Origin of the sequence: Specibacter sp. NPDC057265, assembly GCF_042668835.1 — a bacterium.
In the GTDB taxonomy this organism is placed as follows: Bacteria; Actinomycetota; Actinomycetes; order Actinomycetales; family Micrococcaceae; genus Specibacter.
Genome location: NZ_JBHUYE010000012.1, coordinates 56611 through 70160, shown reverse-complemented (window position 1 = coordinate 70160; position 13550 = coordinate 56611). Strand labels below are relative to the sequence as shown.

Sequence of the window (13550 nt, the reverse complement as noted above, 5' to 3'; positions counted from 1 at the left end):
ACATGAGCGCCTGCTGTGATTCACTCCCCACCGCTTCGCCGCCTTCAGGCAGTGCTAGCTTCAGGCCGTGCTGCCTTCAGGACAGAAACGGTGCTTTTGAGCGTTTTGCCTCAGGAGGCTGAAACTGTCTGCACTGCACGCCGATTGTCGAGGCGAAGTTCCATATCCTGCATGACCAATCCGGCAAGGTCGGCCAACGTTGCTTCCTCTTCCGGGGACATTTCCCGGGGTTTTACATCCAGGATGCACAGAGTTCCGAGGTTGTACCCTTCTCGTGTTTTTAGAGGCGCCCCGGCGTAGAATCCAAGACCAAAGTCTCCTGTTACCAGGGGGTTGGACAGCGTCCTGGGGTCAACAGCGGTATCTTCCACAACCCAGACCTCATCTTGCAGTATTGCCGAAGCGCACAGGCCAGGATCGCGGTCGATTTGTTCAACTTCAAGCCCGTGGTGGGATTTAAACCAAATACGGTCGTGGTCCACAATGCTCACGATCGCAATGGGTACATCAAAAAGCCTCGCGGCCAAGGAGGTGATTTTGTCAAAGGCCCCATCAGGTGGAGTGTCGAGAATTGCATGTTCCCGCACCGCAGCCATGCGCGCCGGTTTCTCCATCAAGAGAAGGGAGGGGTCTATTTTGCGTCGTCCACGCTCTGCAATCGATTTTTCCACCAGCGCCAGGGACACTTCCCGGGCAGTGGGCCGGTCATCCGGGTTGGCAGCTGTCATGGCAGTCAACAATGCTTTCCAGTCCTGATCCAGGTCCGCCGGGATTGGAGGGTCCTGAATCAGCCGGGCAACAGCGCTCTGCATGGGATCTCCGGGGAAGGCGGGCCGCCCGGTGAGGCTTTCCAAAAGGACCAGACCAAGGGAATAGACATCACTGGCGGCAGTGAGGACCTCGGCGCGGGCTTGTTCAGGGCTCAGATAGGCGGCGGTTCCGGATAGTCCTCCGTCCGAGTCTGCTGGCCTTTCTGCAATTAACGCAATACCAAAATCCGTTAATTTTGCCCGCATTCTGGCGGCATCCTGGTGGTAGTCGAAAACCATGATGTTGGCCGGTTTGACGTCTCGGTGAATGACGCCGTTATTGTGGATATAGGCCAAAGCGTCCGCAAGATCGCTGCCAATTTGTGCCACATGCCGCTGTCCCAGCGCGCCCTGGGTTAAATGGTGTTTGAGGTCAGGACCAGCAATTAACTCCATCACCAAATAGACGCAGGGCTCATCGGCGTCGCCACGTTCCACCCCGGCATCGAGCAGGACGACCAGTCCATGGTGCTGCAGGCCTGCCAAGACCTTGACTTCACCATCATCAACGTCTCCCACGGTCCCATTACGGAGCGGCTTTGTAATGATCTTCACCGCTACTTCACGCCCCAAATATTCATCATGGGCCCGGTATACCGTTGCCATTGCTCCGACGCCAATACGTTCCAGAACGCGGTACCTGCCCCCGAGAAGGGTATCCAGGTCGTGGCGGGCGTGGGTGAACATCGGACAACCTTAGAGTTTAATGACACGGTTCATGGTGTGCAGGGACGAGCGTCCTAAATGGCCCTGATTCCAATTCGGCGAAGGCGTACGGCTGCGCCCCGGGTTTGGGTAGCGGACAAGAGGTGCAGCACTTATCAATTGTACCAATCGATGTACTGCCCAGCAGCTATCCCAGGATCAATGATACCGTCGCTGGACAGTGCAGAATTTACCTCTGTCACGACGCAGCAACAACCGCCACGGCAGCAACGCCACGAGACCCTATTGCCGTTGCGGGAGGACGTGTTTGGATCAGCTGGTGGAATTGCTCAGTACCTCGCCGCTGGCGGCGTCAATTTGCACCGAGTGCTTGACATTGGATTCATCCACCACGTCGGCCTCCCACACCGTGGCGCCCTGCTCACTGTCCAGGTTCAATTCAGTGATGTTGCCGTTGGGCACAGCTGACAGTATTTTCTGCACTGCTTCTTCGTAGTTGAGTTTGCTGGCTTTGAGACGGTCCAGGTGTTTGCTTTTATCGGCAATGTCCTCGTTCTTGGTCACCGCTGGGGTCACCACCTCGGTGCCGTCGGCGGAGAGTTCCATTTCCTGTTCGGTGCCGTCCGCGGTGACGAGCTGCACTTCCCATGCCGCGCCATTGCGTTCGGTCTCAATGGAGATCAGGGTGCTGTCCGGCAGCTGCGCCAAGGCGGTGCGTGCAGCGGCGAGCAAGGTTGCGGCACCGGATTCGGGCGCAGCCTGCCCGGTGGGCGAGGGGGATTCGCCACTGGGCGGGGCCATGGATTGGCTTGACGGCGCAGCGGCTGCGCTCGACGGCGGGGAAACCGCCGGGGCCGTGGTGGCGGACCCGCCTGTGTCTCCGCCGCTGCACCCCGTCAGCGTCATTGCCGCCAGGGCTGCTGTGGCGATCAAATAGCGGCCGGGCCGTTGTGGTCGGATCGAGGTGGACTTGTTCATGGCGTGCTCCAAAAATTCGTCAAGACGTGGCTCGGTGTTCCTACAAGTTTCCCCGCGGAGAACTGGGTTGGCAATGGCCCACTGGCACCCGTCCCCAGGGGCTGGGCGGTTTGGCGCCTTCCTCCCTTGGCTGAACGCTGATACGTCCTTGACGCCCTCAGACCCGAGCCCGGGTGGCACCGCTGGCTAAGGGCTTCCTGGCTCCGTTTCCTTCACCACGGGGTAAGTGACGCCCTTGTCACTGCCAATCAGCGCCCCGGCGCTGAGCTCCGCCGCTTTGATTTGATGTTTGTCAATGATGTGCTGAACCAGCTCACCGTGTGCCAGCAAGTGGTCGGTGATGATCCGTCGGTGGCATCGCCACCAGACGGCTTCCGAGCACATGAGAGCCACCCGCGGCGCCTGGGGGTTTTGGAGCAGCTCAGCCAACCCGGCGGAAAATTCCTCTGAAAGCGCATGGTCCGCGTAGTTGTGGAAACTGCGGTTTTCCCACCAGGCGTTCACTTCAAAGGAAACTTCCTTACTCACCGGCCGGCGCCCCGTCAGCGGAGCCGAGCGAATGAAATCAATGCCCACCTCGGAGAGCGAGGCGGCTAGTGTGTCGGCGTTGAAGTGTGGATATTTAGTGGACCCGGGCAATTTACGGACATCCACCAGCTGCTCAATGCCACCTTCCTGGAGCAGTTCGAGGAATTCGTCCAGGGAGCGGTTTGAGTGGCCAATGGTAAAGAACCGGCCGCCGTCGCCGTCGTTCATTTGTTGATGCGCCTCAGCGCACTGCCCTTGTGTGCTGCAACGTGGTCGGTTTTGTCGCTCTTGATCTCGTATTGCGGATCGTCTTTGGAAGCCCTGCGGGTGTGGCCCTTGTAATCAAAGTTAGAGGTGTGTTTTTTGGTGATTCGGCCCGAGACCTGGCCGGCTTCCGAGTTCCATGAAACATGATCGCCAACTGAGAAATTATCAGACATGCCTGCTCCTTGTGTTGTGCTTCATTGAACCACTATGCCTGAACTTGGTCGTGGTGAGAACTTTGGCACAGGAACGGGAAGGCACACGGGACCAGCTGGTATTGAACGGGCCTGGGCACTGCGGCCACGCGCTAGAGTGCGCGGGCAATTTCCCGTTGCGCCCGGGCCACCACATCTGCACTGGTGCCGTCCACTTCCTGCACCACGTCACCCGGGGATGCCGGGTGGGCGTCCATGCGGCTCGCTTTCGCCGACAGGTGCACGGCGTCGACGCCGGCTCGCACCAAGGTGCCAATGTCGGCCAGGCGGACGCCTCCCCCGGCCATCACCTGGATGCCCGCCGGCCGTTCCCGGACCATTGACTCCAGCAAGGCCAGGCCGTCAATGGTCCTTGCGGCACCCCCTGAGGTCAAGACCCTGCCCACGCCGGTCCCTGCGAGCAGGGCCAGTTCTTTCACGGGATCAATGCAGACATCGAGGGCACGATGAAACGTCACGGGCAGTCCATCGGCCGCCTGCATCCAACGCTCCAAGGCAAGCAGGTCAATCGTGCGATTTGGGGAAAGCGCGCCCACCACCACTCCATGCACTCCCATGGTCTTCAAGGCGCGGATGTCCCGGCACATCAATTCCACTTCCTCGTCGCCATACACATATCCCCCCGGGCGGGAACGAACCAGAGCCTGCACCGTGCCCGGCCGTCCTGCCACTGCTTCCAATACCATTTCAACCATGCCTGCGGATGGGGTCAGGCCGCCCACCCGCAGCTCGGAGCACAGTTCCAACCGGTCAGCCCCGGCGGCCATGGCAGCACGTGCCCCGGAAACATTTTGAACCACTATCTCAAGTGCGACCCCGTCAGGCCTGGGCTTGCTGTTTTGGCATGCACGCGAGGTGGCAATCATGGCAGGAATGTCCGGCCCGGCCAGGCAGACACGGACCTTGCGCCGTCAAGGAAGGTGCCGTAATCCAGCTTGGGCACAACGCCGCGCCACATTTTTTGAGCCAGGACGCCAAAGGCCGGCTCAATCATCGAGAACATGGTGTGTTCGTCGTAGTCCAACAGCACCAGATCGTTCCACAGTGCGCTGGCGGCTCCCAGCAGCTGCGGATGTCCCGGTTCCAGGTCTTCCCCGTCACCAAAGACATGCGGTTCCCAGTGGTCAAAGAGCGCCCTGCCGTCCAGCGGGCCGCCGTGGTAGTAGTCGGCGAACGGCACAATGTACAGCAGGACGTCATTGGTGTTGACCACTTGGTAGCCGTCGGCGACGGCGGCCCGCCCACTGTACCAGTCGTTGTTCCAGGAGCAAATGACGGGGGTCCGGTCAAAATCAGCAGCAGGATTGGGGGCCCCGTTTGCCATGGCTGCCAGGCTGCCCCAGGCCACGGGCTGCTTGCCCAGGGACTGCAGGTGTGCACTGATGGTGTTGAAGAATGTGCGGTACTCGCTGTGGTGGTCCTTGCTGTACTCATCGGCCCCAAAGTTCACTTGGGGTCCACGGAACCACGGCACAAATTCAGTGAACAGTTCCTTGACCAGTTCTGTGCTTTCAGGCCGGGATAAATCCAGCATGTCCGAGTCCCCGCCGTTCAGGCCCAGCTCCAGACGCCAGGCAATCAACGCGCGGGAGTGCGCGGGCACGTCAATCTCCGGCACCAGTGAAACATGGTGGCGGGCGGCCAGGTCTTCCAGGGCATCCCATTCGGTTCGGGTGTAACTGCCGTCCGTGGCGGCCAGACCTGCCAGCGCGGGATTCTCCGACGCCAGCCGGAAGGCGCTTTGGGCCTCGCTCCAGCTGCGTCCGGTGTCTTTGGCAATTTCATTGTCGTTCAAGTGCACCATGAAGGTGTTTAGCTTAAACCAGGCCAGGTACCGGATTAGGTCCGCCAGAAATTCGGGCCGTGAAAAGCGGCGGCCCACATCGAGCATGAAACCACGCACCGGATAGTTGGGCCAGTCCACAGCCCTGCCGCGCGGGAGGTCTCCCGGCGCCAGCAGCATTTGCAGCAGCGTCCGGGTGCCCCAAAATACGCCGGTGCCCGTCCGTGCCGCAAGCACGACGCCGTCGCCCACTTCAAGCACGTACCCCTCTCCTGCCGCCGTGGCAGGCACTGCGCCCAGATCCATCGAAGGATCCAGCACCAGCTCGATCCCACCGGCAGTTGCGGGGGAACCACCGGCGGCGCGGGCCGTACCGGAAAGCCCCGTCAGTTCGGCAATCTCCCCCAGCAGCGTGCGGGCCGTTTCGGCCAGTGATTCATCCCCCCAGCTTACGGTGAAGCCGTCGCGCAGGGCCATGGTGCCGCCGTCGTTCCGCCACTGTTGGAGGGCGGGCACCACCACGGGAGCGGTCCCAATGGACGGGTGAAGGGGTGTGTCAGGCAAGGTGGGGATCCTTTTCGGGCTGGGCGTTCGGGGTGCCGGCTGCGGCCAAGGCGCGCCGTTCTTCGCGGCGGTGGCGCTGGCGCACCGGATCGGCAATGGGAGAGGACATCAGCAGCCGGCGTGTGTAGGGGTGGCTGGGATCGTCTGTGACTTGTCCGGCGTCACCGAATTCCACCACCTCGCCGTGGTACAGCACGCATACGCGGTGGCTCAGGTGGCGGACCACGGCCAGGTCATGGGAAATGAACAGGTAGGCGACCCCGGTTTGCTCCTGAATTTCCAAAAACAAGTCCAAAACGCGGGCCTGGGTGCTCAGGTCAAGGGCGGAGACGGGCTCGTCGCACACAATGAGCTTTGGTTCCATGGCCAGGGCGCGGGCAATCGCCACGCGTTGGCGCTGCCCGCCGGAAAATTCGCGCGGCAGGCGCGCGGCAGCATCGGCCGGCAGCTGCACCCGGTCCAACAAATTGGAGACGCGGGCCCGGGCCTTGGCCCCGCTCATGCCTTGAACCACGAGCGGTTCCGAGAGGATGTCGGCAATGGTCATGGCCGGGTTCAACGACGTATAAGGGTCTTGGAACACCACTTGGATGTCTTTGCTGACTGTCCTGCGGGCTGCAGCCTTCAAGTGGGAAATGTCCTTCCCGTCAAATATCACCGCCCCCTCGGTCACAGGAGCCAGACCCAGGACCGCACGCCCAATGGTGGTTTTGCCGGAGCCGGATTCCCCCACCAAGCCCACGGTTTCCCCGGGCCGGACGTCCAAATTGATGCCCTTAAGCACCTGCACGGGTGGGTTGCGCCAGCCGCGCCGGGGGAATTCGGTGACGAGATTTTGAATGTCCAACAACGGTGCGCTCACAGCGATGCCTCCTCAAGTGTGACCGCCTCAGCGGGAAGCAGCCGCGTGCGGGGTGTCTTGCCTTCAAGTCCGGAACCCAGCAGCATGCGCGTGTACGGGTCCTTGGGTGCGGCGAAGAGTTCTTCAACACCGTTTTGTTCCACAATTTCCCCCAATTTCATGACAGCCACGCGATCGCACAGGTCAGCCACCACACCAAAGTTGTGGGTCACCAAAACCACTGCCATGCCCTTCTCCTGCTGCAGTTCCCGCAGCAAATCCAGCACCTCCGCCTGCACTGTCACATCGAGGGCCGTGGTGGGTTCGTCCGCGATCAGGACATCCGGGTCGCAGGCCACTGCCCCGGCGATCAAGACACGTTGGGCCATGCCACCGGAAATTTGATGGGGGTAGGAGTCAAAGGTGCGCTGCGGATCGGTGATCCCCACGCGGGCCAGCATGGCCAGCGCCTTGGCGGTGGCTTGGGCCTTGTTGATGCCCAGCTGGCGGCGGATGGGTTCCACCAACTGGAAGCCAATGCGAAACGCCGGGTCCAGATTCGACATGGGTTCCTGGGGAATGTAGGCCACGGACTTGCCCAACAGGGCCCTGCGGTCCTTCTTCGACAGATCCGACACAACCCGCCCGCCAATTTCCACCTCGCCGTCCAGGACGCGCCCGCCTGCAGGGAGCAGACCCAGGATGGACCACGCGGTTTGCGTCTTGCCGGACCCGGACTCGCCCACGAGTCCAAGGACCTCACCCCTGCGGACGCCAAAGGAGATTCCCTTCACCACCGCCTTGTAGCCATTCTCGGAGGGATATCCCACCTGCAGCCTGCGTACCAGCAGCACGCTGTCGGCCGGGATGCCGTCGGCGGGAATGCTGCCCTTCGTGTCCCGTGAGGTGCCGGGATCTTTCGAAGCGGCACCAATTGGATCCATGGCGGGAACGACGTCGGCAGTGGCCTTCGCGGACGAGCGGCGGCGTTTGCGGGTCTTGACGCCGGGGCGGTCTTCCAGGGCATCGCGCAGGCTGTTTCCAAAGAGGATCAGTGCGGCGTTGACCAGGCCCAGTGCCATCCCTGGCCAGAGCATGAGGCCCGGGGCAATGTACAGGTTCACCAACGCCTCATTGAGCATGGTGCCCCAGCTGGGCACGGTGACGTCGCCGAGGCCTAAAAAGTCCAGCCCGGCCTGCACGCCAATCACGACCACGCCTGTCAGGGCCGCGTAAATGATGATCGGTGCGCGGACGGCGACCAGAACGTGCCTGCCCAGGATCCGGCGCAGGGTCAGACCGGACACCCGTGCGGCGTCCACGTAAAGCTCATTGCGGATGCCGCTGACAATGGCACGGACCAGGCGATGAAAGCCCGGGGCCATGAGGACGCCGAACACCGTCATGCTCAGCCACACATTGCTTCCCCAGGCGGCTCGCACAGCAAGCAAAACCATGATGTTGGGCAGGGCGATCAGGAGGTTGCTGACCCAGTCCACACTGGAATCGAGCCGGCCGCCAAAGTATCCGGCAAACAATCCAGTGGTGACACCAATGGCGGCCGCGATGGCCAAAGCCAGTGCGGCGCCGCCAAGAGTGATGCGGCCACCATACACAATGCGGGAAAAAACGTCCCGGCCGGCGCTGTCGGTGCCGAGCCAGTGTTCACTGCCCGGTGGGAGCAGAGCCATGCTGATGTCCCCTGCATTGGGGTCGTAACGGGCCAGCAGCGGGGCCACGATCACCGCCAGGACCACCAGGACCAGGACCCCGAGGGAAATGGCTGCCATGGGTGAGCCGGCGATGCGGCGCCAGATGCCTTGGCGCCGCGCTTCTTCACTTTTGCCGGGAATGTTGGGAATTTCCGGGCCTGGCAGCAGGGCCCCGGGGATATCGGCAGTGGCACTCATGACAACCGCACTTTCGGATTGAGCCAGCCATTGACCAGGTCAATGACAAGGTTGACGATGACAACGATGACAACGGAAATGACCACCGCGCCCACAACAATGGGGATGTCGCCCACGCCTGTGGCCTCCACGGCAATGCTGCCGAGGCCAGGCAGGGCAAAGACACGTTCAATCATGACCGCGCCGGACATCAACGCAATGAAATTCAATGACAATACCGTCAGTGTCGGCGGGGCCGCGTTGCGCACCACGTGCCTGAACAAGACGCTGGTTTCCGGCAGCCCGCGGCTGCGCAGGGTCCGCACGAAATCCATTTCCAGTACCGCGATTGTGGCACTGCGGACCTGCTGCGAAAGTCCCGCCACAGCCCCAATGGCCATGGCGAAGACTGGCAGCAACAGGCTTTGCATCCAGCCGAAGGGGGATTCGCCGAAGGCCACGTAGCCGGTCGCGGGAACCAGACCCCATTCAATGGACACCTTCACGACCATGACCAACGCCAGCCAAAAACCGGGGAAAACCAGTCCGGCCACGGAAACCACCTGCAGGAGCCGGTCCAGCCACCCGCGGTAAACTGCGGCAGCCACTCCCATGACCAGGGAAATCAATGTGGAGAGCAGTACTGTCCCCACGGCAATGGACAAGGTGACGGGGATGCGGCTCATCAGGAGGTAGCCCACCGACTCCGCATTGAACCAGGATTGGCCCAGGTCACCACGGACGGCGTGTCCCAGCCAGGAGGCGTATTGGACAAGCAGGGGCTCATCCAAGCCCAGCTGAGCTTTCTTGGCGGCCAGCTGTTCCAGGGATGCTTGGTCGCCCAGGATGTTGCGGGCCACGTTGCCACTGTTGGCAAGCATGAGCGCAAAGACGATGAACGATGCGCTGGCGATGAGGATGAGTCCTGCACCTATCCTGCGGCTGATATAGGAAATCACTGCGGAATCCTTGAGAACGGGGCATGGGGCGGGAATCCCGCCCCATGCCGGTTGTGGTCTTGTGCTTTATTTCGCCGCTTCGAAGTTGTAAATCGACGGCACGGGCTGGCCCTTTTGAACAGTCACTGTGACGTTTTTGGAGATGAAGTAGGGCTGGTCAATGCGGTACCACGGGGAGAACCACGCGTTGTCCACCAGGTACTTGTTCAGCTCCTGCTGCTTTGCGGCCGACTCCTCGGTGGTGCCGTTGAGGATGCCGTCCAGAAGCTCCTTGGTTTCGGGGGTGCTGGACTTGAAAACATTCCAGGGCGCCGTCTCAGTGACCATGCTGTTGATTGAGGTCCACGCGACCACGGGCTGGCTGAAGGCGGTGAATGCTGCGGAGTACGTGCCGGACTGCTGTTCGGCCTGGTACTGGGCGGCGGGAATGTCGACCCAGTCCACTGTGATGCCGACTTTGGCGAGCTGGTCCCTGATGGCCGGTGCCAGTGCCGGATCCATATCCGCCGAGGTGGGCATCTGCAGCGTGAAACCGTCGGCCAGACCAGCTTCCTTGAGCAATGACGTGGCCTTGTCGACGTCGTAGGGGTAGGCCCCGTCAAGGTCTGCAACGAACGCTTCGGAGGACGGACCGAAGATCTGGCTGGTGACAGTGCCCAGGCCCTGCGCCACGTTCTTGAGGATCGCTTCCTTGTCAATGGCATAGTTGATGGCCTGGCGCACCTCCACCTTGCCCAGTTCAGGGGTCATTGCGCCTGCCCGGTCCAGCAGTGTCAGCCCCTGCCAGTCCCCGGGAACCATTTTGACCTCGACGCCGGCGCCCTCGGCGGCCTTGACCGTCTTGGCGGTGGCGATCATGCCATCTGCCTGGCCTGAACGCACGGCATTGAAGCGGGCGTTCTCATCCTTGATGGGCTTGATGACAATCTTTTCAAACTTCTGCAGATCGGCATCCCAATAGTCCTCGTTCTTCACGAAGGTGTACTGCGAACCCGGGGTCGTTGCCGCCCGGTCCAGCTCGTAAGGCCCGGAGCCAATGGGCTGGGTGGCCACTGTGGGGCTGTCGAAGTTGGCTGGCGACTGGATGTAACCGCTGGGGCCACCCAGTGCATAAATCAGGGCCGGGTCCGGCTTCGACAGCTTCAGTTTGACCGTGGTGGCATCAAGAACCTCGACGCCTTCCACGGCGGCGAGGGCACCTGCAAGCGGTCCACCAGCCGTCTTGAAGCGGTCCAGGTTGCTTTTGACAGCCTCGGCGGTGAGCTTGGAATCATCCGTGAAGGTGACATCGTCCCGGAGGGTCAGTGTCAGGGCCTTGCCATCAGCGGCGGTTTCCCATTTGGTGGCCAGCATGGGCACCGGCTCACCCTCGCTGTCGCGGCGGATCAAGGTGTCAAACACCGGCTGGAAGTACTGGACAAACTGGGCCTCGCGGGACATGGCAGGATCCAGCGACTGGGGCTCAACGCCCGAGGCCAAGGTCAGCGTGGTGACGGCTTTGGCTCCCGATCCGCCGTCGGAGGCGGCATTGTCGGTGCTGCCGCTGCAGCCGGAGAGAAAAATGGCAGCTGTGGCTGCGAGCGCCAGCGCCCCCTGGATCCGTTGTGGTGCCTTCACGAAAACTCCCTTGTTTCATATGCGCACGTAGCGATGTCTGGTGATTCCAATGGCCCAACTATGAACATTGGTAATACTTTCTTTGGGAATACTGCCGTTGATTGCAGTGACTCAGCAAGATGAGTATGATTCTAATCATATAGTTGAACGAGAGGCAAGAAGTGCTTAACAAATTGGAATGCATCATCTTGGGCCACTTGGTTCGCACGCCCATGGCGGGCTACGACCTGCACAAGTGGTTGGGACAGGAGGGGCCGTTTTTTGGTTACACCCCCCAGCCCTCGCAAATTTACCGGCAGCTGACCAAGTGTCTGGAAAAGGGGTGGGTGGATCAAATCATCGATCAGCACCGTTCCGGCCCCGACGCCAAGGTGTACCGTCTCACGGAGGCCGGAATTGCAGCTTTCAAGGACTGGGCCCACTCCCCCTATGAACCCACGGTGCGGCCGCTGGATTCGGACTTCCAAATGCGCTTTCTCCTCACGGGCATCCTGGGCCCCGACGTGGCATTGAAGCTGCTCTCCACGGAACTCGCCTACCGCCGCAAGCAACAGCGGGAAAAGGCCTACAGCGACGACATTGACGCGGACAGCACCGCATTCCCCATCGATCCTTCCTGGCATCGGGAGCTGGTGCGGCTGGGCCGGGAGCGTTCCTACCTTTTGGGCACCACCTACCTCACCTGGCTGGAAATGACGCACTCCCGGCTAAGCGAACAGCTCGAGGAATTTCCCTCATCCACCTCCGGTGGCGGGGCAGCGAACGGCGACGGTGCGGCATGAAAATCATCTACGTGGACGTGGACACGCTGCGCCCGGACCATACAGGCCCGTACGGATACCAGCGCCCCATCACCCCCAATCTCGATTCCTTCGCCCAGGACGCGGCCCGCTTTGACAGCTACTACGCCTCCGATTCCCCCTGCATGCCCTCGCGCACTGCCCTGACCAGCGGCCAGTTTGGCATCACCAACGGGGTCATCGGCCACCACGGCGAAGCGGCCCGCTTCCGCGCCGACGCCGGCCATGGTTTAGTGGAAGGCCGCCCGCTTTTGGGCCAGCACCTGGGTGCGCACGGATACTTGACCGCGGCAGTCTCATCCTTTGCCGAGCGGCACCGGGCCTGGTATTTTCTGGGGAACTTCCGGGAAAGCATCCGGGCAACCCCGGATGTGGGTGACGAACCGGCGGACATTGTCACCAGCACGGCGCTGGAATGGATTGAACGCCATGTTGACCTGGACGACTGGTACCTGCACTTGACGTACTGGGATCCGCACATGGATTACCTGCAGGAAAAGGAGTGGACCGACAAGGCCGCCGCTTCGGGACCAGCCCCTGCCTGGCCCGACCAGGCAGCCATCGATGGGCATGCGGAAATCTATGGACCCCGCTCGGCCCTTGACTTCATGTACTCCGACGGCTTGTTCGAACGCCGCGTGCCGTACAACTTCCCGCAGGAAATCCGCACCCGCGCCGACTACGAACAACTCATTAACGGCTATGACGGCGCCATCCATTTCTGGGACAGTGAATTTGGGCGGCTGCTGGACGGGCTCAAGGCCCTTGGCATTGCCGACGACGTGGCCATTGTGGTCAGCGCCGACCACGGCGAGGCGTTCGGGGAACAGGGCTCTTACGCCGAGCATGGCCTGGCGAGCGAACCGACGCACCACCTGCCCATGCTGGTGAAATGGCCGGGGCTGACCGAAGGCGCGGGCGCCCGGCCCGGCTGTGATGCCCTGCTGTACAACATTGATTACGCACCCACCCTCTGTGACTTGCTGGGCCTGCCCATCCCGGAAAAGTGGCAGGGCGAATCCTTCGCCGATGCGCTCCGCGGCCTTCCCCTGGAATCCCGCGATCATCTGGTATTGGGCCACGGGGCGCACACCTATCAACGCGCCGTGCGCACCCGCGACCACCTCTATATACGCACCTATCATCCGGGGGCTTTTCGCGCAGAGTGGGAATCCTTGTTCAATGTCACCCAAGATCCGTATTTGACCCGGAACCTGCTGGCGGAAGAACCGGCGCTGGTGGACCAGATGCGTTCCAAGCTCATGGTGTGGTGGAACACGTATGCCGGCATGCCCGGGTCATTGCCGGACCCCATGCAAACCACGCTACAAAACGGGCCGGCGCTGTACAACGACCCCCAGTTGTACATGGAGCATCTACGGCGTACGGGCCGCGCCCACCTGGCCGAGGATCTGTACCAGCGACTAAATCCCCGCACCGGCGCGGTCGCCGTGTCGTGGCAGGCGCCCGTGGCACCTGACAATTCCGGAAGGACCAATGGACCCGACATTGGCGCCGTTTACCCCGGGACCAGGACGGAGCTTTTCACCGGCACTCACGGTTGACTGCGCCGCGCGCCCCTGCAGCCGTTTCCGGCGGCAGGGGCGGGTTGTTTTCGCGGTCTAGGACACGCGGTC

General features: G+C 61.7%; 12 protein-coding genes. 2 read left to right on the top strand and 10 right to left on the bottom strand.

What is annotated here, in order from left to right; translation table 11 throughout:
- Positions 1-110 precede the first annotated feature (110 nt).
- The 10 genes from ACFUCV_RS10310 to ACFUCV_RS10265 form a co-directional block, all read right to left on the bottom strand.
- On the bottom strand, positions 111-1496 hold the full coding sequence (locus ACFUCV_RS10310; RefSeq protein ID WP_380815245.1) for a protein kinase: 1386 nt from the start codon (positions 1494-1496) through the stop codon (positions 111-113).
- A 291-nt stretch (positions 1497-1787) separates the two neighbouring features.
- A complete protein-coding gene (locus ACFUCV_RS10305; RefSeq protein WP_380815243.1) occupies positions 1788-2453 on the bottom strand; it encodes a PepSY domain-containing protein in 666 nt (221 codons plus the stop codon).
- Between the two features lie 186 nt (positions 2454-2639).
- Entirely contained in the window at positions 2640-3209 is a 570-nt protein-coding gene (locus ACFUCV_RS10300) for a DUF488 family protein (RefSeq protein ID WP_380815241.1), read from the bottom strand.
- Complete coding sequence (locus ACFUCV_RS10295) at positions 3206-3421, bottom strand: DUF2945 domain-containing protein (RefSeq protein ID WP_380815239.1); 216 nt, start codon at positions 3419-3421, stop codon at positions 3206-3208. Before ACFUCV_RS10295 ends, ACFUCV_RS10300 begins: the two co-directional genes overlap by 4 nt.
- A 131-nt stretch (positions 3422-3552) precedes the next feature.
- On the bottom strand, positions 3553-4326 hold the full coding sequence (locus tag ACFUCV_RS10290) for a copper homeostasis protein CutC (protein WP_380815238.1): 774 nt from the start codon (positions 4324-4326) through the stop codon (positions 3553-3555).
- Complete coding sequence (locus ACFUCV_RS10285; RefSeq protein WP_380815237.1) at positions 4323-5807, bottom strand: family 20 glycosylhydrolase; 1485 nt, start codon at positions 5805-5807, stop codon at positions 4323-4325. Before ACFUCV_RS10285 ends, ACFUCV_RS10290 begins: the two co-directional genes overlap by 4 nt.
- Entirely contained in the window at positions 5800-6669 is an 870-nt protein-coding gene (locus ACFUCV_RS10280; protein WP_380815235.1) for an ATP-binding cassette domain-containing protein, read from the bottom strand. The genes ACFUCV_RS10285 and ACFUCV_RS10280 overlap by 8 nt, the downstream gene beginning before the upstream one ends.
- On the bottom strand, positions 6666-8558 hold the full coding sequence (locus ACFUCV_RS10275; RefSeq protein WP_380815234.1) for a dipeptide/oligopeptide/nickel ABC transporter permease/ATP-binding protein: 1893 nt from the start codon (positions 8556-8558) through the stop codon (positions 6666-6668). Before ACFUCV_RS10275 ends, ACFUCV_RS10280 begins: the two co-directional genes overlap by 4 nt.
- Positions 8555-9496, bottom strand: a complete 942-nt coding sequence (locus tag ACFUCV_RS10270; protein WP_380815233.1) for an ABC transporter permease — start codon at positions 9494-9496, stop codon at positions 8555-8557. The genes ACFUCV_RS10275 and ACFUCV_RS10270 overlap by 4 nt, the downstream gene beginning before the upstream one ends.
- 66 nt (positions 9497-9562) lie before the next feature.
- Positions 9563-11113, bottom strand: a complete 1551-nt coding sequence (locus tag ACFUCV_RS10265) for an ABC transporter substrate-binding protein (protein WP_380815232.1) — start codon at positions 11111-11113, stop codon at positions 9563-9565.
- 188 nt (positions 11114-11301) lie between these two features.
- Between ACFUCV_RS10265 and ACFUCV_RS10260 the strand changes: the two genes are divergently transcribed.
- Together ACFUCV_RS10260 and ACFUCV_RS10255 are read left to right on the top strand one after the other, a co-directional pair.
- Positions 11302-11895 (top strand): PadR family transcriptional regulator, encoded by a 594-nt coding sequence (locus ACFUCV_RS10260; protein WP_380815231.1) that lies wholly within the window; start codon positions 11302-11304, stop codon positions 11893-11895.
- Positions 11892-13478: a sulfatase gene (locus tag ACFUCV_RS10255; protein ID WP_380815230.1), complete on the top strand. Its 1587-nt coding sequence runs from the start codon at positions 11892-11894 to the stop codon at positions 13476-13478. The genes ACFUCV_RS10260 and ACFUCV_RS10255 overlap by 4 nt, the downstream gene beginning before the upstream one ends.
- Positions 13479-13550 lie beyond the last annotated feature (72 nt).

Bases quoted from the DNA above. Each gene is read 5' to 3' on its own strand.
- ACFUCV_RS10275 (WP_380815234.1), bottom strand. From the start codon at position 8,558: ATGAGTGCCACTGCCGATATCCCCGGGGCCCTGCTGCCAGGCCCGGAA.
- ACFUCV_RS10295 (WP_380815239.1), bottom strand. From the start codon at position 3,421: ATGTCTGATAATTTCTCAGTTGGCGATCATGTTTCATGGAACTCGGAA.
- ACFUCV_RS10300 (WP_380815241.1), bottom strand. From the start codon at position 3,209: ATGAACGACGGCGACGGCGGCCGGTTCTTTACCATTGGCCACTCAAAC.
- ACFUCV_RS10310 (WP_380815245.1), bottom strand. From the start codon at position 1,496: ATGTTCACCCACGCCCGCCACGACCTGGATACCCTTCTCGGGGGCAGG.
- ACFUCV_RS10305 (WP_380815243.1), bottom strand. From the start codon at position 2,453: ATGAACAAGTCCACCTCGATCCGACCACAACGGCCCGGCCGCTATTTG.
- ACFUCV_RS10290 (WP_380815238.1), bottom strand. From the start codon at position 4,326: ATGATTGCCACCTCGCGTGCATGCCAAAACAGCAAGCCCAGGCCTGAC.
- ACFUCV_RS10255 (WP_380815230.1), top strand. From the start codon at position 11,892: ATGAAAATCATCTACGTGGACGTGGACACGCTGCGCCCGGACCATACA.